Source organism: Caulobacter sp. FV2ye17ST (genome assembly GCF_058680955.1).
In genome coordinates this window covers 3,689,124-3,708,019 of the sequence record NZ_CM178727.1, presented here as the reverse complement: position 1 = coordinate 3,708,019, position 18,896 = coordinate 3,689,124, and the positions used below count along the sequence as shown (strand labels likewise).

General features: G+C 66.7%; 15 protein-coding genes and 1 pseudogene. 11 read left to right on the top strand and 5 right to left on the bottom strand.

Going from position 1 to position 18,896, the window contains the following annotated elements:
- Positions 1 to 32: 32 nt before the first annotated feature.
- The 3 genes from ACW17V_RS17745 to ACW17V_RS17735 form a co-directional block, all read right to left on the bottom strand.
- Positions 33 to 1,127: an endo-1,4-beta-xylanase gene (locus tag ACW17V_RS17745; protein ID WP_492106368.1), complete on the bottom strand. Its 1,095-nt coding sequence runs from the start codon at positions 1,125 to 1,127 to the stop codon at positions 33 to 35.
- Positions 1,124 to 1,957, bottom strand: a complete 834-nt coding sequence (locus ACW17V_RS17740) for a WecB/TagA/CpsF family glycosyltransferase (protein WP_492106367.1) — start codon at positions 1,955 to 1,957, stop codon at positions 1,124 to 1,126. The genes ACW17V_RS17745 and ACW17V_RS17740 overlap by 4 nt, the downstream gene beginning before the upstream one ends.
- A 232-nt stretch (positions 1,958 to 2,189) precedes the next feature.
- Complete coding sequence (locus tag ACW17V_RS17735) at positions 2,190 to 2,639, bottom strand: biopolymer transporter ExbD (protein ID WP_492106366.1); 450 nt, start codon at positions 2,637 to 2,639, stop codon at positions 2,190 to 2,192.
- 222 nt (positions 2,640 to 2,861) lie between these two features.
- On the opposite strand from ACW17V_RS17735, the gene ACW17V_RS17730 reads away from it, so the two are divergent.
- A complete protein-coding gene (locus ACW17V_RS17730; protein ID WP_492106365.1) occupies positions 2,862 to 3,893 on the top strand; it encodes a WD40 repeat domain-containing protein in 1,032 nt (343 codons plus the stop codon).
- 4 nt (positions 3,894 to 3,897) lie between these two features.
- Here the strand turns inward: ACW17V_RS17730 and ACW17V_RS17725 are convergent, their stop codons facing one another.
- The gene (locus tag ACW17V_RS17725; RefSeq protein WP_492106364.1) at positions 3,898 to 4,560 is read right to left on the bottom strand and encodes a nitroreductase; all 663 of its coding nucleotides are present in this window, start codon (positions 4,558 to 4,560) and stop codon (positions 3,898 to 3,900) included.
- Between the two features lie 95 nt (positions 4,561 to 4,655).
- Between ACW17V_RS17725 and mtgA the strand changes: the two genes are divergently transcribed.
- Both mtgA and ACW17V_RS17715 read left to right on the top strand, forming a co-directional pair.
- Positions 4,656 to 5,330 (top strand): monofunctional biosynthetic peptidoglycan transglycosylase, encoded by a 675-nt coding sequence (gene mtgA, locus ACW17V_RS17720; RefSeq protein WP_492106363.1) that lies wholly within the window; start codon positions 4,656 to 4,658, stop codon positions 5,328 to 5,330.
- Between the two features lie 15 nt (positions 5,331 to 5,345).
- Positions 5,346 to 5,891 carry a GNAT family N-acetyltransferase gene (locus ACW17V_RS17715; protein ID WP_492106362.1) on the top strand — a complete coding sequence of 182 codons (546 nt, stop codon included), beginning with the start codon at positions 5,346 to 5,348 and terminating at the stop codon, positions 5,889 to 5,891.
- A gap of 203 nt (positions 5,892 to 6,094) precedes the next feature.
- Here the strand turns inward: ACW17V_RS17715 and ACW17V_RS17710 are convergent, their stop codons facing one another.
- Complete coding sequence (locus tag ACW17V_RS17710) at positions 6,095 to 6,835, bottom strand: LytTR family DNA-binding domain-containing protein (protein WP_492106361.1); 741 nt, start codon at positions 6,833 to 6,835, stop codon at positions 6,095 to 6,097.
- Between the two features lie 154 nt (positions 6,836 to 6,989).
- On the opposite strand from ACW17V_RS17710, the gene ACW17V_RS17705 reads away from it, so the two are divergent.
- The 8 genes and pseudogenes from ACW17V_RS17705 (at position 6,990) to ACW17V_RS17670 (ending at position 18,852) form a co-directional block, all read left to right on the top strand.
- On the top strand, positions 6,990 to 7,541 hold the full coding sequence (locus ACW17V_RS17705; RefSeq protein WP_492106360.1) for a DUF2306 domain-containing protein: 552 nt from the start codon (positions 6,990 to 6,992) through the stop codon (positions 7,539 to 7,541).
- 481 nt (positions 7,542 to 8,022) lie between these two features.
- Positions 8,023 to 8,201 (top strand): annotated as a pseudogene (locus ACW17V_RS17700) (hypothetical protein); the annotation flags it as partial.
- Positions 8,202 to 8,879: 678 nt separating this feature from the next.
- Positions 8,880 to 9,578, top strand: a complete 699-nt coding sequence (locus ACW17V_RS17695) for a TetR/AcrR family transcriptional regulator (protein ID WP_492106359.1) — start codon at positions 8,880 to 8,882, stop codon at positions 9,576 to 9,578.
- A gap of 201 nt (positions 9,579 to 9,779) precedes the next feature.
- Positions 9,780 to 12,032: a TonB-dependent receptor gene (locus ACW17V_RS17690; protein WP_492106358.1), complete on the top strand. Its 2,253-nt coding sequence runs from the start codon at positions 9,780 to 9,782 to the stop codon at positions 12,030 to 12,032.
- Positions 12,033 to 12,116: 84 nt separating this feature from the next.
- Positions 12,117 to 13,412 (top strand): spinster family MFS transporter, encoded by a 1,296-nt coding sequence (locus ACW17V_RS17685; RefSeq protein WP_492106357.1) that lies wholly within the window; start codon positions 12,117 to 12,119, stop codon positions 13,410 to 13,412.
- A 219-nt stretch (positions 13,413 to 13,631) separates the two neighbouring features.
- The gene (gene sucC / locus ACW17V_RS17680) at positions 13,632 to 14,831 is read left to right on the top strand and encodes an ADP-forming succinate--CoA ligase subunit beta (protein WP_492106356.1); all 1,200 of its coding nucleotides are present in this window, start codon (positions 13,632 to 13,634) and stop codon (positions 14,829 to 14,831) included.
- Positions 14,832 to 15,716 (top strand): succinate--CoA ligase subunit alpha, encoded by an 885-nt coding sequence (gene sucD, locus ACW17V_RS17675; protein ID WP_492106355.1) that lies wholly within the window; start codon positions 14,832 to 14,834, stop codon positions 15,714 to 15,716.
- A 172-nt stretch (positions 15,717 to 15,888) separates the two neighbouring features.
- Positions 15,889 to 18,852 (top strand): 2-oxoglutarate dehydrogenase E1 component, encoded by a 2,964-nt coding sequence (locus tag ACW17V_RS17670; RefSeq protein WP_492106354.1) that lies wholly within the window; start codon positions 15,889 to 15,891, stop codon positions 18,850 to 18,852.
- Positions 18,853 to 18,896 lie beyond the last annotated feature (44 nt).

Sequence of the window (18,896 nt, the reverse complement as noted above, 5' to 3'; positions counted from 1 at the left end):
GAGGCTAAGGCCCTAGTCTTAAAAAACCGGGATCAGCGGCCCTGGAGGACGTCGGCCAGGGTCCAGAAGGTTTCCTTGGGCCGGCCCAGGTCGTCGAACAGCAGCGGCTGGTCGGTCTTGTCCTTGACCCAGCTGGCGTTGCGCAGCCACGAGTCGGCGTCGCGGACGCCCCAGATCGTGAAGGCGAACTGCTGCTTCTCGGGCAGGGCGACGAAAGACTCCATCGCCTCGCGATACAGGCTCAGCTGGCTGGCCTGCTTCTCGGCCTTCGATCTCAGGCTGACGCCTTGCGTCTGGAACGAGACATCGATCTCCGACAGGTGGATCGGCAGGCCCAGGCTGGCGAGATCGCGCATGGCCTCTGTGATCTTGCCTGGCGGCAGGTCGACATCGATGTGGGTCTGATTGCCGATGCCGTCGATCTTCACGCCGCGTTTCAGCATGTCCTCGATCAGCTTCAGGAAGGTCCGCCGCTTATGCGGCTTGCTCTCCAGATGGTACTCGTTGACGAACAGCAGGGCGTCGGGATCGGCGGCGTAAGCCTCTTCGTGGGCCCGGATGAAGTGGCCTTCCTGGCCCAGGTTCTCGGTCCAGAACGATTCGCGGAGCGACACGCCGTCATCGGCGACGGGCTCGTTGACCACGTCCCAGCTGCGGGCCAGGCCCTTGTAGCGTCCGGCGACGGCCTGGATGTAGCTGGCATAGGCCCTGTCGAAGGCCCGCTTGTCGCCGACCAGTTTCTGGAAGGCGACCGGCCTGTCGATGTACCAGATCAGCGTGTGGCCATGCAGGGCCTGGTTGTTGGCCTTGCAGAAGTCGGCGATGCGATCGCCGCCCTCGAACCGCAGCGAGCCATCCTGTTGCAGGATGTACTCCATCTTCATCTCGAAGCCGGCGGTGATCTGCGAGAACTGCGTGCTGGCCGCGGCGTCGAAGCCGGGACGGCCAAACTCGTCCGAGACGATCTCTGTCCCGATCCGGAACGGCGCCAGGTCGCGCAATAATGGGACGGGTCCGCTGCGAACCGGCGAGGCGGGATCGGCCGAGGCGCCCTTTCCGCAGGCGGCCAGCGCCAGGGTCGAGGCCAGAAGCGACCGTCGCGACAGTCGTCCGGCCGCCGGGATCATCGCAGGACGCCGTGCGGTTCGGCGCCGGCGGGCGCGCCGGCCTGACCGCCGGCCAGGCCCAGAGCGAGGCTCGCGAACAGAATGGCGCATTCGGCGTAACGCACGGCCAGGCGGCGCGGATCGTTGGCCAGGCGCCAGAACCACTCCAGCCGGCCCTGCTGCATCCATTGCGGGGCGCGGCGAGCCTGGCCGGAGATGAAGTCCAGGGCGGCGCCGACGCAGATGAAGCCCACGCCCGGGCAGCGGGCGGCCAGGGCGTCGGCCAGGATCTCCTGCTTGGGCGCGCCCAGCGAGACGAAGCAGATGCGGGCGTCGGAAGCGTTGATGCGCTGGGCCATGGCGTCGAGATCCATGGCGGCCAGCATGGCCGGGCCATCGCCGGAAGGCAATTGCGGGGCTTCGGCGCCGGCGACCTTGAGGCCCTGGAAGCGCTGGGTCAGCTTTTCCAGCGCGCCGGCCTGGGCCCGGGGGCCGGGGCCGACGAAATAGACGCCCAGGTTACGTTCGGCGGCGGCGTGGCACAGAGGCTCGACCAGATCGGCGCCGGTGGCGCGCTCCAGCGTGGCGTTCTTGCGGCCGGCCAGCCAGACCACGGGCCAGCCGTCGGCGGTGACGTAGGTGGCGCGGCGATAGACGGCGCGGAAAGCCTCATTCGAAGCCAGCTTCACCAGGTGGTCGAGATTGACGGTGAACAGCGTGAAGCCTTCGCCACGCTCGGCGCGACGGATGGCTTCATCGGCGGCGGTGTCCAGTGTCGGCAGATTGATGCGGACGCCTTCGATCGAAACGCCTTGGGTGGCGGACTTCGCCTGGTTCCATTCGCTGAGCATTCGGCTTTCCCGGGTCTCCGCCTGGGGGCCGCTTCTGTTCTGAAACGGGACGCCCCTGGCCTCTCGGGAGGGACGGTTTCAAACGCCGTGCCGTACGCGACCGCTGGCTCGCCTGTCGGGCGACTGTCGGGCGACTGTCGGTTCGCGGGAAGGGACAAAGAAAAAGCCCCGGAAGCGAGGCTTCCGGGGCTCTTCAGATTTGGCTCGCCAGAGTGGTTGGCGCCGAAGATCCTTAGTGGATGTCTTCGTTGATCAGGCCGACCTTGTACCAGCCAGCGGTCTGCAGCTGGTTCAGCACGCCCATGAAGTCGGCGTACGGCACGTCGGCGTCGGCGCGGATCATGACGCGCTGGTCGTCCTTCGGGCCGGCCTGGCCGGTCGCGTTGAACTTGGCGTCCAGATCGATCTCGAGGTTGTCGAGGCTGGTTTGCTTGTCCGCGATGAACAGAGCGCCCGACTTCTGGATCGAGATGAACACCGGCTCTTTCGGCTTCGGCGCGTTGGGCGGCGGGATCGTCGCCGGAGGCAGGTCGACCTTGATCGCGACGGTGGCCATCGGCACCGCGACCATGAAGATGATCAGCAGAACGAGGAGAATATCCACGAAAGGCGTGACGTTGATTTCGGAGTTCTGATTCAGGGAGTAGCGACCACCGCCACCACCAGAGAGTTTAGCCGCCATAGCCTGACTGTCTCCCAAGGGCCGCGTCACTCGCGGTCCCGCAATTGTTAGGTTGCCACGTCTGGCGCAGACGGGCTCGGAAGTAAAGCCCGACGACGCAGCGCAATGGCAACCCCTTTTCGAGTCTTTCTGGTCGAACGATGTTCGCACCCGTCAGGGCGCCGGGCGGTCCCGGGCGCCATCTGGCTAGGCGCCAGAGCCCTGTCGGGGTATGGCGCGGGCATGATTTTTTCCTTCGACGCCTTTGTCACCGCAGCCCTTTTCGACCGCGACGGTCGCGCCGCCTTCGCCCTGGGCGATGGGACCGTTCGGCTTGAGGCCGATGACGGCTATGTCACCGTGGAAGCGCATGGCGGACCCATGGGTGGCGCGGTTCTGAGCGCCGTTGTGCATCCCTCAGGTCAGGGGCTGGTCACCGGCGGCGACGACGGCCGCGTGATCTGGAGCCGAATCGAGGCCGGCGAGGTGGTCGCCACCGTCCTGGCCGAGGTGAAGGGCAAGTGGATCGAGCATCTGGCGGCCAGTCCCGCCTCCGGCCTGATCGCCTTCACCGCCGGCAAGGAGGCCCATGTCCGGGACGTGGCCGATCCGGCGTTCTCGCGAGTCTTCGCTCACGAGAAGACGGTGTCGGGCCTGGCCTTCGATCCCAAGGGCCGGCGCCTGGCCACGGCGGCCTATGGCGGCGCGCAGCTTTGGTGGGCGAAGATCGCCGAACAGAAGCCGCAGGTCCTGAAATGGGCCGGCAGCCACATCGCCGTCGCCTTCAGCCCTGACGGCAAGTTCCTGGTCTCGTCGATGCAGGAGAACCAGCTGCACGGCTGGCGCCTGTCGGACGGCAAGGACATGCGGATGGGCGGCTATCCGGCCAAGATCAAGAGCGTGGCCTTCTTCGACAAGGGCAACCTGCTGGTCACCGCCGGCGCCAATGGCGCGGTGGTCTGGCCGTTCGCCGGGGCCAGCGGCCCGATGGGCAAGGAAGCCGCCGAGATCGGCTTCTCCCGTGATTCGATGGTGGTCCGGGTGGCGGGTCTCGAGGCCCTGCCGGTCGCGTTCGCCGGCCAGGACAACGGCAAGATCTGGGCGGCGCACATGCGCAATGGCCGGATCGAGACCCTGAAGGCCGAGAAGGGCGCCGCGATCAGCGCCCTCTCGGTGTCTCCCGATGGTCAACGCCTCGCCTGGGGCGACGAGGACGGCGAGGCCGGCGTGATCGCGATCCCGGACATCACCGGACCGCGCCAGTTCGCCGGTTAGGGCTCTAGAACCCCTTAAGTTCGCCCCATGCCTCGAACGGGTCGCGGCGCGAGCGCCAGTTGTTCACCGGGGCGGTCTCGTCGCGATAGCCCAGGGCCATGCCGGAAAACAGCATGTGGCCCTCGGGCAGGCCGACATGCTGGTCGACCACCTGATGATAGTGCGACCAGAACTCCTGGGCGCAGGTGTCGAGGCCCCGCTCGACGGCCAGCAGCATCAGGGTCTGCATGTACATGCCCAGGTCGCTCCACTGCGGCGGGCCGCAGCGGCGGTCGACCGAGAAGAACAGCAGCACCGGCGCGCCGAAGCCCTGGCCGTTGCTGGCGAACCACTGCAGGCGCGCCATCTTGTCTTCGCGCGGGATGTTCAGCGCGCCATAAAGGTCCTCGCCGACCTGGAAGCGCCGGCTGCGCAGCGGTTCCCACAGATTGGCCGGATAGACGTCGTATTCGGGGGTGTCGGGCGAGGCGACCCGCGTTTGCATGGTCGCCAGAAGCGCCTTGAGCGGCTCCCCGGCGATCGCCTGAACCCGCCAGGGCTGGAGGTTGCCGCCGGAGGGCGCGCGGGCGGCGGCGTCCAGAAGCTCGCGCAGCACGGCAGCGTCCACCGGATCGGACTTGAAGGCGCGCACCGACATGCGGCGGTTGACGGCGTCGAGGACATCCATGCCAAAGCTCCCTGAGCAAGGTCGTTCATGCCCCCGCGACAGGGACCTATCCAGTCGCTAGCATCCGGCCGCAGCGTCAAGACAAGAGGCGATACGTGAAGCTGTTGCGGAATATCTTCCTGGCTCTTTTCATCGTGCTGGTCGCCGGGCCGGTGCTAGCGGTGATCGTGTTCCGGTTCGTGCCGCCGCCGGTGACCCCGCTGATGGTCATCCGCGCGGTCGAGGGCAAGGGCCTGGACCATCGCTGGCGGTCGATCGACTCGGTCTCGCCGGCCCTGCCGCGCGCCCTGATCGCCGCCGAGGACGCCAAGTTCTGCGACCATCGCGGCTTCGATTTCGAGGCCCTGCAGAAGGCCTACGCCAATAACGAGAAGGGCCGGAAGATCCGCGGCGGCTCCACCATCAGCCAGCAGACCGCCAAGAACGTCTTCCTCTGGCCGGGGCGCTCCTATGTCCGCAAGGGGCTGGAGGCCTGGTTCACGGTCCTGATCGAGACCTTCTGGGGCAAAAAGCGGATCATGGAGGTCTATCTGAACTCCATCGAATACGGCCCCGGCATCTATGGCGCCGAGTCCGCCTCGCGCCGGTATTTCGGGATCGGCGCTGACAAGCTGTCCCAGGCCCAGGCCGCCCGCCTGGCCGCCATCCTGCCCAGCCCACTGAAGTGGAAGGTGGTCAAGCCGGGCAAATATGTCGCCAAGCGCTCGCGGAAGATCGGCGCGGCGTCCGGAACCGTGCGGCGCGAGGGCCTGGCGGCCTGCGTCGTCTAGCAAGGAAGTCCCCATATGCCCGTCGCTCCCGGTCCCACGCTTGAAACCCCGCGCCTGATCCTGCGCCCCACCGCCACGGAAGATCTGGACGGCTGGGCGGACCTGATGGGCGACGCCGAGGCCGCCCGTTTCATCGGTGGCCTGCAGCCCCGGTCTTCGGCCTGGCGGGGCATGGCCTCGATGGCCGGCTCCTGGGTCCTGAAGGGCTTTGGCATGTTCTCGGTGATCGAGAAGTCCAGCGGCCGGTGGCTGGGCCGGATCGGTCCCTGGCAGCCCGAGGACTGGCCGGGAACCGAGGTCGGCTGGGGCCTGACCCGCGCCGCCTGGGGCAAGGGCTATGCGGTCGAGGCCGCGACGGCGACCATCGACTGGGCCTTTGATTATCTGGGCTGGGACGAGGTCATCCACTGCATCGATCCGGAGAACACGCCCTCGCAGAAGGTCGCCGAGCGGCTGGGGTCGTACAACAGGGGACGGGGCCAGCTGCCCGCGCCGTTCGCCGACCACGTCATCGACATCTGGGGCCAGACCCGGGATGAGTGGCGGGCTCGGCGGGGGTAGTAGAGAGATGATTTCCAGCTGAATCATCCTTTGAATCCGCTCTCCCCGGCGAAGGCCGGGGCCCAGATCGAACCCTGGGCCGAGGGCGTTCTGGCAGGGTCGGAAGGCGCGTCATCCCCAGACGCTCTGGCTGAATCTGGGCCCCGGCCTTCGCCGGGGAGAGCGGAATTTGTGGCGATGGTTCTGTCCGAAATCATCGACCTTCAGAACCACCCCGCCTCCCGCAACGCCCTGGCGTAGGCCCGGCTGACCGGCGCCTCGACGCCGCCGCGCAGGGTCAGGGTCGCCCGGCCGTCGCCGCGTCGGGCGTCCTCGACCGCGTCCCGGGCCACCCACCAGGAGCGGTGGGTCTGGGCGCCTTCGATGCCTTCCAGCTCGGCGACCGCGTCCGACAGGCGCATCAGGATCAGGTCTTCGCCCTTCGAGGTGTGCAGGCGCAGATAGTGATCCTCCGCCTCGACGGCGTGGATCCGGGCGCCGCGCAGGCGGGGCGGCAGGCGGTCCAGAAAGCGCGGGGCCGGCGCGCCGACGGGGGCGGCGTGGGTCTCTGTGGGCCGGCGCTGGACCAGGAAATTCAGCCCGGTCATCGCCGTCGTGATGATGAACACCGGGGCCAGATAGACGGGCAGGGCCTGCGGGCGCGGCGGGCCGTGGAACATCAGCTCGGTGACCAGCCAGACCACGACGGTGAACGGCAGGGTGATGCCGATGGCGATCAGGCTTCCATACAGCCAGGGACGGGCGTCGGCCCGGCCGTCGCGGCCGATCAGCTGGCTGACCCCCGTGCCGACCACCGCGCCGGCCACGCACAGGCCCACCCAGTAGATCAGCCTCATGGGCAGCGGCGCCTGGCCCGAGCCGAACGCCCCGATCAGCGCCAGGAACAGTCCGGCGCAGGCCGAGACCACAAAGCCGCGCCGGGCCTCGGGGCTGGTCAGCGCCATTCGCGAAGCGTGAACGGCGTCCGCCAGCCGTTCACGAAAGCGGGGCGGCGACTGACGCAACGGCGATTGAGGCACGGGAAGGACGGCTCCAGGAACGGTGTGTCGACGGAACGGGCAGCGCCAAGGGGCGGCGCCGTCGCCAAGGGAGATGAAGATGGCTGATCAAAACATGTCAATGCGCCGGACCACGCTGGGCGGACGTTTGGGCGTCCTGGGCCTGGGTCTGGTCACCCTGGCGATCCTGGCGGCCAATCCTGGCGTGCTGGCCGCGCCGCTGCGCAGGCTCGAGCAGGCCGGCTTCCAGCCCCATGCGCCGGACCTGTCGCTGCTGGCCGCCGCGCCGCTGGCCATCCAGCTGCATGTGGCCGGGGCGGTGACGGCCTTTCTGATCGGCTGCGTGCTGCTGGCCGGGGTCAAGGGCACGGGCCTGCACAAGCGCCTGGGCTGGACCTGGGTGATCGCCATGACCCTGACGGCGATCAGTTCGCTGTTCATCCGCACGATCAATCCCGGTCATTTCAGCTTCATCCACCTGATCAGCGGCTGGACCCTGATCGCCCTGCCCATGGCCATCGTCGCCATCAAGCGCGGCAAGGTTCGCCAGCATGCGCGCAACATGACGGGCATGTTCGTCGGCGGCCTGCTGATCGCCGGCCTGTTCACCTTCATGCCCGGCCGCCTGATGTGGCGGATGTTCCTGGGCTGAGGGCGCGGGTTTCCGGCTTCACGCGATCATTCGCTGAAGGGATGGAAAGGGTCGCGGAGCGTCCGGACCACGTCCGGATGAGAGATAGTGATTACCGTTTCGACGAAGCCGTCCGCTCCGCGTGGTCGTTATCCGTCAGCCTCCCGTCAGGTGGCCCTGTTCAGGCCTTACCGGGAGCCGGGCCGCTCCGTTTCCGGAGCCGCTCGGCGGTCGAGGCGGGCGAGCCAATCTAATGACTAATGAACACACCCGTCTGTCCTCATCCACGCCAACGGCGGGCGGGTCCCGCAACGCCGGGATCCCCGGACCGGTCGAGTATCCCCCTCGACCCTAGTCCCGCTCGATCACCCCCCGCCGCCGCAATGGTCGCTGGCCTTGCGCCCTTTCCTCGCGACGAGGTGAGAGCATTATGCGGGAGGTTTCAGCGCGTCTGACGGGCGCGATCAGGTTTTTTACAAGGCGTTGATCTCGTTGAGATCGAATTTCGAAAAAACGGGGATGCAGCACAGTCTATCCCCATACCCTCCCGTCATTCCCGCCCTTGTGGCGGGAACCCCTCGTGCCGCCGCAGGTGCGGGAGGTGCGAAGTGCGCGCGCACTTCGCTGGCGGCTCACGTGTCAGCTGAAGCAGGGGTTCCCGCCACAAGGGCGGGAATGACGGTGATTTATTGAAGAGGCGTCCCGCCCCACCTTCGCGCCGAAGGGAGCCATCCTTAAATCTCACGGCGAGACGATCGCTGGTCTGGAAAGGTCACTCCGCCGACACCGCCCTCCGGGCGGCCGCTCCGCGGCGGCGAAGCCGTCCTTGACTGACCTTTCCAGACCAGCACGCTGCAGCCTCCAAGAGATTTAAGGATGAGCGGGACGCGCGGGGCGTCCGCTTCCTTCACTGATGCCAAAGACTGCTTCCGACCCTGAGCGGACGTTTTTTGAAACCCTCTCTCATAGAGAGAGGGAGGGGCCCGCCGCCGCAGGCGGTGGGAGGGTGAGAGGTTTCACCGTCTCCGGAAAGGCCCGGGCCTTTCCGCCATTCCCCAGCGGGTTCAGTCCCACCCCAGGATAAGAGCTAGCCACCCGCCGTCTTTGCAGAGCTAGGTTCCGAGAGGCTGTAACCTCTCACCCTCCCACCGCTCCGCGGCGGGCCCCTCCCTCCCTCTATGAGAGAGGGGTTCCGAGGGCCGCTTCCCACCCATAGCCGCCGTTCAAAACCTCCGCCGCCAGCCCCGCCGGCAGCAGCGCCCACCGCACATCCAGCGCCCCGAACCCTCATCCGTCTTGCCACGCTCCCCCGGATGGGCCATCCGGGGACAGCGCAATCAAGGCAGGCAAGAGAGTCGAATGACCGCAGCCAAGCCCCGCGCCCGCGCCGGCGGGCGGGGTCGACCGTCCAAGGCCAAGGGTCTGGACCTCAAGGAAACCATCCTCGACGCCGCCGAGGGCCTGTTCGCGCGTCACGGCTTCTATGGCGTGACCACCCGGCAGGTGGCGGCCGAGGCCGGCGTCGATACGGCGCTGATCCACTATTATTTCGGGGCCAAGCGCGAGTTGTTCGACGCGGTGTTCCTGCGCCGGGCCGAGATCCTCAACCAGGCCCGCCTGGCGTCGATGGACCTCTATGTGAAGGCCCATGCCGGGGCCATGACGGTGGAGGGCGTGATCGAGGCCTTCATCGAGCCGCTGCTGCGGATTTCGCAGGAGGGCGGGCAGGGCTGGAAGAACTATTTCGTCCTGGTGGCCCAGGTGAACAACACCCCCGTCTGGGGCGGCGAGACCATGACGCGGTTCTTCGATCCGGTGGTCCACAAGCTGGTCGAGACCCTGAAGGCCGCCCGGCCGGACGCGGAATATCGCGATCTTTTCTGGTGCTACCAGTTCCTGACCGGCTCGATGATGCTGGCCCTGTCCGAGACCGGCCGGATCGATTCCCTCTCGGACGGCGAGTGCCATTCCAGCGACCTGGAGGCCGTGCGCCGCCGCCTGTTCGCCTATTGCGCGGCGGGTTTCGAGAGCGTGATCGGCCGCGCCGCCAAGGCCTGACCGCCGGCCCCGGCCCCGCGCAGGGACCCGAAAGGCACACCCTCACGCCATTTCATCACATGGTGAAAAAAGACTGGCGTCGGGTTCGTCTCTGAGTGAGAGTGCCACTATTCGCGGTTCGATGAATTCGCGGTTCCGAGCACGTGTCCGCCACAAGGACCCGGTTCGGGTGGGCGGAACGTACAAGGGAGGGGAAACCCAATGACTTCGATGTGGAAGGCTGCGCTGCTGGCTGGCGCGGCATGGGGCGCGGTCGCGACGGCCGTTTCGGCTCAGGAGCAGGCTCCGGCCGGCGCCGGGCAAGGGCTGACGGTGGACTCGGTGGTCGTCACCGCCCGCCGTCGCGAGGAAAACCTCAAGGACGTTCCGGTCGCCGTCTCGGCCTATAGCGGCGAGACCCTGGCCCGTCAGGGCGGCGCGGACATCACCGTCCTGCAGCAGACGACCCCCAACATCACGGTTCAGACCGCCCGCGGCTCGAACTCGACCCTGATTTCCTACATCCGCGGCATCGGCCAGCAGGATCCGCTGTGGGGCTATGAGCCCGGCGTGGGCCTGTATGTCGACGACGTCTATATCTACCGCCCGCAGGGCGCGGTGCTGGACGTGTTCGACGTGGAGCGCATCGAAGTGCTGCGCGGCCCGCAGGGCACGCTGTACGGTCGCAACACCATCGGCGGCGCCATCAAGTACGTGACCAAGCGCCTGGGCGACGAAGCCCACGGCAAGGTGCGCGGCACCTATGGCAGCTACAACCAGACCGACCTGCTGGTCTCGGGCCAGACGCCGGTCGGCGGCGGCCTGTCGGTGGGCGGCGCCTATGCGATCTACAAGCGCGACGGCTATGGCGCGAACCTGACCACCGGCGCCGAGCACTACAACAAGGACGTCCAGGCCGTCCGCCTGAGCGCCGAATACGCGCCCAACGAGGACCTGTTCTTCCGCCTGGCCTATGACCACGTGCAGGACGATTCCAACGCTCGCCACGGCCACCGCGAACTGCCGGCCCTGGTCGGCGGCTACAAGAAGCTGAGCAGCGTCTATGACACCCAGGCCGGCTTCGGCGACGCCAATTCGGTCGAGACCGAAGGCGTCTCGCTGACCGGTCAGTGGGACGCCAGCGAGTTCCTGACCTTCAAGTCGATCACCGCCAGCCGCAAGGGTCACACCGACACGGTCATCGACTTCGACGGCACGCCGCTGCCGACCCTGGACGTGCCGGCCACCTATGACGACCGTTCGTTCTCGCAGGAGCTGCAGGCGGTCTATTCGGACGACAACGTCCAGGGCGTGTTTGGCCTGTACTACATGAACAGCCAGGCCTCGGGCGAGTTCGACACCATCGCCGGCAATCTGGGCCTGTCCATCGCCGACGGCGGCAAGGTCAGCACCCAGAGCTTCGCGGCCTTCTTCGACTTCAGCGCCAACCTGACCGAGAAGTTCAAGGTCTCGCTGGGCGCCCGCGCCACGCGCGATCACAAGCGCAGCAACACCTTCCGCCTGTTCTATCTGGGCGCTACGCGCAGCCCCTATCAGGGCGGCACGCCGCGTCCGGTCCTGCAGACCCGCACCAACTACAGCGCCCAGACCACCTTCTCGCAGTTCACGCCGCGCATCAGCGCCTCGTATGAGCTGAGCGACGATCTGAGCACCTATGTGTCGTACTCCAAGGGCTTCAAGTCCGGCGGCTGGGACATGCGCGGCGACGCCCTGATCACCCCGCAGACCGTCAACGGCTACAAGCCCGAAGTGGTCGACGCCTATGAAGCCGGCCTCAAGGGCTACGCCCTGGATCGCCGCGTGTCGTTCGCCTCGGCGATCTTCCTGTCCAAGTACGAGGACCAGCAGGTCTCGACCCAGGTGGTGGTGCCCAGCGGCATCGCCAGCTCGATCGACAACGCCGGTTCGTCCACGCTGTACGGCGTCGAGTTCGAAGCCAAGGCCAAGCTGACCGCCAACCTGTCGGCCAATGTGGCTCTGGGCTACATCCACGCCAAGTACGACACCTTCAACCGCTTCGTGCCGGCCGGCGCGCCCAACCCGCTCAATCCCTCGCAGGTCATTCCGGCGGGCGGTCAGGTGGTCAACGTGGCCGACCTGTACGGCTTCCAGAACACGCCTGAATGGACGGGCAATGTCAGCCTGACCTGGACGGCCGACGTGGCCGGCGGCCTGCTGGCCGTCACCCCGATGGTCAGCTATCGCGACGCCTACCAGCAGTTCGAACAGCCCCTGCCGCTGCTCGACCAGAAGGCCTTCACCCTGGTGGACCTGACGGCGATCTGGACGGCTCCGGGCGGCGGCTACAAGCTGGCCGTCACCGGCAAGAACCTGACCGACGAGACCTATCGCACTGGCGGCTATAATTTCGGCGTCGCCACCTATAATAACTCGGTCATCGGCTTCTACGGCCCGCCGCGCACTGTCTCGGCCAGCCTCGAAATCGCATTCTGATCTAGGTAAAAACTGGCGGCGGCCCGCTGCAACGGGCCGCCGCCATTTCTTTGTCTGCAGCGTAAGAATTCCAGCGGAGCGACCATGAGCGATAGCCAGATTGAGCCATCGGCGACCGGGTCGCGTTACCGCTATGTGGTGCTGGCGATGCTGATCCTCGCCTACACCTTCAATTTCCTGGACCGGCAGATCCTCGGCATCCTGGCCGGGTCGATCAAGGCCGACCTGCACCTCACCGACACCCAGATCGGCCTGATGGGCGGGGTCGCGTTCGCGGCGCTCTACACCACCCTGGGCGTGCCGCTGGCCTGGCTGGCCGACCGGGTCAGCCGGACCTGGATCATGACCGCCGCCCTGACCGTCTGGAGCGGTTTCACGGTGGCGTGCGGCTTCGCGGGCGGCTTCTGGAGCCTGTTCCTGTCGCGCATGGGCGTCGGCGTGGGCGAGGCCGGCGGCGTGGCCCCGGCCTATTCGCTGATCAGCGACTACTTCCCCAAGGACCAGCGGGCCCGGGCCCTGGCGGTCTATTCGTTCGGCATCCCGCTGGGCACGGCCCTGGGCGTGCTGTTCGGCGGGCTGATCGCGGCCTATGTCGACTGGCGCTTCGCCTTCATCGCCGTGGGCCTGGCCGGCGTGCTGCTGGCCCCGATTTTCAAGTGGGTGGTCAAGGATCCGCCGCGCGGCGGCATGGACCGCGAGCCGGGCGAGGCGGCGCCGCTGGTCGCCCCCAAGGCTCCGGCCTTCGGCAAGGTGCTGGCCACCATCCTGCCCAAGCCCAGCTTCTGGCTGCTGTCGTTCGGGGCGGCCTGCTCGTCGATCTGCGGCTATGGCGTGGCCTTCTGGCTGCCGACCTTCTTCCAGCGCAGCTTTGGCCTGACCCTGCCCGAGCGGGCGATGTTCTACAGCGCCCTGTCGCTGATCGGCGGCGTGGCCGGCATCTGGCTGGGCGGCGTGCTGGCCGACAAGTTCGGCTCCAAGAACAAGGCCGCCTACGCCCTGGCCCCGGCCATCTGCTTCCTGGTGGCCCTGCCGTGCTTCCTGCTGGCCATGAACGTCAATTCGATGGTCTGGGCCTTCCTGCTGTTCCTGATTCCGACCGGTCTGAACCTGGCCTGGCTGGGACCGATTGTCGCGGCGGTGCAGCATCTGGCCCCGGCCTCGATGCGGACCACGACCTCGGCCCTGTTCCTGCTGATCAACAACCTGCTGGGTCTGGCCGTGGGCCTGTGGTTCTTCGGCTACGTCTCCGACCTGCTGGCCCCGCGCTACGGCGCCGAGTCCATGCGCCACGCGCTCTATTTCGGTCTGGGCTTCTATGTGGTCAGCGCCGTTCTGCTGATCTTCGCCTCACGCCGGCTGAAGCGCGACTGGGTGGACTAGGCGGTCGCCCACCCGGCGCCGGAGGCGTGTGACCGGTAACAGTGCCGCAAGGTCAGGGGCTTCCGTGCCGGGGGCGCCACTCGGGGCGGCGCCGCTGTCCTTTCGGACAAAGAACGGCGCAAGCCTTCACCTTATCGGCCAAGCGCGGTTGCGCCTGCGAAATCACGCTCCTATAAACCGCGCACATTTCAGAAAAGCCGTCGCCGAGACCGGGCCCTCATGAACATTCACGAACACCAAGCCAAAGCCGTACTCGCAGAGTTCGGCGCTCCTGTTCCGCGCGGCTTCGCCGTGTTCACCCCCGAAGAAGCCTTCGAGGCCGCCCAGAAGCTGGGCACGCCGGTCTTCGTGGTGAAAAGCCAGATCCACGCCGGTGGCCGTGGCAAGGGCACCTTCGAGGGCCTGGGCCCCGACGCCAAGGGCGGCGTTCGCGTCGTCAAGACCGCCGAGGACGTCAAGACCAACGCCGCCGAGATGCTCGGCCGCGTCCTGGTGACGCACCAGACCGGCCCGAAGGGCAAGCAGGTCAACCGCCTCTACATCGAAGAAGGCGCGGCGATCGCCAAGGAATTCTACCTGTCGCTGCTGGTCGACCGCGAGACCTCGATGGTCTCGGTGGTCGCCTCGACCGAAGGCGGCATGGACATCGAGGACGTGGCCCACGCCACGCCCGAGAAGATCCACAGCTTCTCGATCGACCCCGCCACCGGCGTGTGGCCGACCCACCAGCGCGCGCTGGCCAAGGCCCTGGGCCTGACCGGCGGCCTGGCCAAGGAAGCCGCCGTGCTGCTCACGCAGCTCTATACGGCGTTCCTGGCCAAGGACATGGCCATGCTGGAGATCAACCCGCTGATCGTCACCGCCGACGATCACCTGAAGGTCCTGGACGCCAAGCTGTCGTTCGACGGCAACGCCCTCTATCGCCACCCGGACATCAAGGCCCTGCGCGACGAGAGCGAAGAAGACCCCAAGGAAATCGAAGCCAGCAAGTATGACCTGGCCTATATCGCCCTCGACGGCGAAATCGGCTGCATGGTCAACGGCGCGGGCCTGGCTATGGCCACCATGGACATCATCAAGCTGTACGGCGCCGAGCCGGCCAACTTCCTCGATGTCGGCGGCGGCGCCAACAAGGAGAAGGTCACCGCGGCCTTCAAGATCATCACCGCCGATCCGGCCGTGAAGGGCATTCTGGTCAACATCTTCGGCGGCATCATGCGCTGCGACATCATCGCGGAAGGCGTCATCGCCGCCGTGAAGGAAGTCGGGCTGCAGGTTCCGCTGGTGGTGCGCCTGGAAGGCACCAACGTCGAACTCGGTAAGAAAATCATCTCGGAAAGCGGCCTGAACGTCATCGCCGCCAACGACCTGTCTGACGGCGCCGAAAAGATCGTCGCGGCCGTGAAGGGTGCTCGCTAAATGTCGATCCTCATCGGTTCTGAAACCAAGGTCATCTGCCAGGGCATCACCGGCGCCCAGGGCACGTTCCACTCCGAACAGGCCATCGCCTACGGCACCAAGATGGTCGGCGGCGTCACCCCCGGCAAGGGCGGCCAGACGCACATCGGTCTGCCCGTGTTCGACACGGTCGGCGAAGCCAAGGAAGCCACGGGCGCCGACGCTTCGGTGATCTACGTGCCGCCCCCCTTCGCGGCCGACTCGATCCTGGAAGCCATCGACGCCGAAATCGGCCTGATCATCTGCATCACCGAAGGCATTCCGGTGCTGGACATGGTCAAGGTGAAGAAGGCGCTGCAGGGCTCGCGCTCGCGCCTGATCGGCCCCAACTGCCCCGGCGTCCTGACGCCCAACCAGTGCAAGATCGGCATCATGCCGGGCGGCATCTTCTCGGCCGGTTCGGTCGGCGTCGTGTCGCGTTCGGGCACCCTGACCTATGAAGCCGTGTTCCAGACCACCAATGCGGGCCTGGGTCAGACCACGGCCGTCGGCATCGGCGGCGACCCGGTCAAGGGCACCGAGTTCATCGACATCCTGGAACTCTTCCTGGCCGACGAAGCCACCAAGTCGATCGTCATGATCGGCGAAATCGGCGGCTCGGCCGAAGAGGAAGCCGCCCAGTTCCTGGCCGACGAAGCCAAGCGCGGCCGCAAGAAGCCCATGGTCGGCTTCATCGCCGGTCGCACGGCCCCTCCCGGCCGTCACATGGGCCACGCCGGCGCGATCATCTCGGGCGGCAAGGGCGGCGCGGAAGACAAGATCGCCGCGATGGAAGCCGCGGGCATCCGCGTCTCGCCGTCGCCGGCCAAGCTGGGCGAAACCCTGCTTGAGGTCCTCAAGGGCTGATACGATACCGAAACCCCGCCCTCGCGGGGCCCAGGTTTTTTGCGACCGCCAGTCGACGATCCGAAAAAATCACCTGGGCCCCCTAATCGACGGGCGCCCGGGTGATTGAGACACTATATTTACGGGCCTGGGTTACCGGTCCCGTAAAGCGACGGATCTAAGGCAAAGAACCATGGCGGACGACGCAGGCATCATCAATCAGGTCTTGACCGAGACCAGCTTCCTCTACGGCGCCAATGCGGCGTTCGTTGAAGACCTGTACGCCCAGTGGGCGGCAGACCCCAATTCGGTCGAGTCCTCGTGGAACGCCTTCTTCTCCACGCTGAAGGAGCAGGCCGACCAGGTTCAGCGGGCCGCCAAGGACCCGGCCTGGACCCCGCGCGCCGTGCCGACCGCCCGTCCGGACTGGCTCTCGGCCCTCGACGGCCAGTGGCCCACCGTGGCGCCCGCCGTCCAGGCCAAGATGACCAAGGCCATCGAGGCCAAGGCCCCCGGGACCTCGGCCGAGGCCGTCCGCGCCGCCACCCTGGACAGCCTGCGCGCCATCATGATGATCCGGGCCTACCGGATGCGCGGTCACCTGGCCGCCAATCTCGACCCGCTGGGCCTGGAGCCCAAGCCGCCGGCCCCGGAACTCGATCCCGCCACCTACGGCTTCTCGGAAGCCGACTACGATCGTCCGATCTTCCTGGACTTCGTGCTGGGCATGGAGACCTCGACGATCCGCGAGATCCTGTCGATCCTGCGCCGCACCTATGGCGGCAATGTCGGCGTCCAGTACATGCACATCTCCGACCCGCACGAGAAGGCCTGGCTGCAGGAGCGCATCGAGGGTCGCGACAAGGAAATCGTGTTCTCGAAGGAGGGCAAGGTCGCCATCTTCAAGAAGCTGATCGAGACCGAGGGTTTCGAACGCTTCCTGCACAAGCGCTTCCCCGGCACCAAGCGGTTCGGCATCGACGGCGGCGAGGCCATGGTCCCGGCGCTGGAGCAGATCATCAAGCGCGGCGGTTCGCTGGGCGTGAAGGACATCGTCCTGGGCATGCCGCACCGCGGCCGCCTCAACGTGCTGGCCGCCGTGATGGGCAAGCCCTATCACGTGATCTTCCACGAGTTCCAGGGCGGCACCAGCCTGCCTTCGGACGTCGAGGGTTCGGGCGACGTCAAGTATCACATGGGCGCCTCGTCGGACCGTGAGTTCGACGACAACAAGGTCCACCTGTCGCTGACGGCCAACCCGTCGCACCTGGAAATCGTCAACCCCGTCGTGATCGGCAAGGCCCGCGCCAAGCAGGCCTTCACCCTGCGCGAACAGCCCGACGCCGGCCGCGGCCACGTGCTGCCGCTGCTGCTGCACGGTGATGCGGCCTTCGCGGGCCAGGGCGTGGTGGCCGAGTGCTTCACCCTGTCGGGCCTGAAGGGCTATCGCACGGGCGGCACCATCCACTTCATCGTCAACAACCAGATCGGCTTCACCACCAGCCCGCGCTATTCGCGCAGCTCGCCCTATCCGTCGGATGTGGCGCTGATGGTCGAAGCCCCGATCTTCCACGTCAACGGCGACGATCCCGAAGCCGTGGTCTATGCGGCCAAGGTCGCCACCGAATATCGCCAGATGTTCGGCAAGGACGTCGTGGTCGACATGTTCTGCTACCGCCGGTTCGGTCACAATGAAGGTGACGACCCGACGATGACCTCGCCGCTGATGTACGCGAAGATCAAGGGCCACCCCTCGACGCGCGAACTGTACGGCAACCGTCTGATCGCCGAGGGTGTGATCACCCAGGGTGAAGTCGACGCCTGGGTGACCGAGTTCGAGACCTTCCTCGACAAGGAATTCGACGCCGGCAAGACCTACAAGGCCAACAAGGCCGACTGGCTGGACGGCAAGTGGGCCGGTCTCGCCACCCCCGCCGACGAAGAGCGTCGCGGCTCGACCGCCTTCCCGGCGACCCGCCTGCTGGAGATCGGCCGTCAGATCACGACGATCCCCGACCGCATCGACGCCCACAAGACCGTCAAGCGCGTCATCGAGAACCGCCGCGAAGCCATCGAAAAGGGCGAGGGCCTCGACTGGGGCACCGCCGAGCACCTGGCTTTCGCCACCCTGCTCGACGAGGGCTTCCCGGTTCGCCTGTCGGGCCAGGATTCGGTTCGCGGCACCTTCACCCAGCGCCATTCGGACGTCATCGACCAGACGACCGAGGAGCACTACACGCCGCTCAACAACATCGGTCCTAACCAGGCCCATTACGAGGTCATCGACTCGGCCCTGTCGGAAGAGGCGGTGCTCGGCTTCGAGTACGGCTTCTCGCTGGCCGATCCGAACACACTCACCCTGTGGGAAGGCCAGTTCGGCGACTTCGTGAACGGCGCCCAGGTGGTCATCGACCAGTTCATCAGCTCGGGCGAGCGCAAGTGGCTGCGGATGAGCGGCCTGGTGATGCTGCTGCCGCACGGCTACGAGGGCCAGGGCCCCGAGCACAGCTCGGCCCGCCTCGAGCGCTTCCTGCAGTCGTGCGCCGAAGACAACATGCAGGTGCTCAACTGCACCACGCCGGCCAACTATTTCCACGCCCTGCGTCGCCAGATGCACCGCGAGTTCCGCAAGCCGCTGGTGGTCATGACCCCCAAGAGCCTGCTGCGCCACAAGCGCGCCGTGTCCAACATGGCCGACCTGGCCGAAGGCTCGTCCTTCCACCGCGTGATGATCGACGGGGCCGAGGCCGGCTGCGACGTCGGCGGCGTGACCCTGACCAGCGACGATCAGATCAAGCGTGTCGTGCTCTGCTCGGGCAAGGTCTATTTCGACCTGGTCGACGCCCGCGCCAAGAGCGGCCGCAATGACGTCTATCTGCTGCGCCTGGAACAGTTCTACCCGTGGCCGATGAAGTCGCTGCTGGGCGTGCTGGGTCGTTTCAAGAACGCCGAGCTGGTCTGGGTTCAGGAAGAGCCCAAGAACATGGGCGGCTGGACGTTCGTCGATCCGTGGATCGAACTGACGCTCGCCAAGCTGGACATCAAGGCCAAGCGCGCGCGCTATATCGGCCGTCCGGCCAGCGCCTCCACGGCGGCGGGTCTGATGAGCCGTCACATGCGCGAACTGCAAGCCTTCCTCGACGAAACCTTCGCCTAGCGACTATTGATAGGCTCCGCCCGCGCGGCGGAGCCGCCTCCACA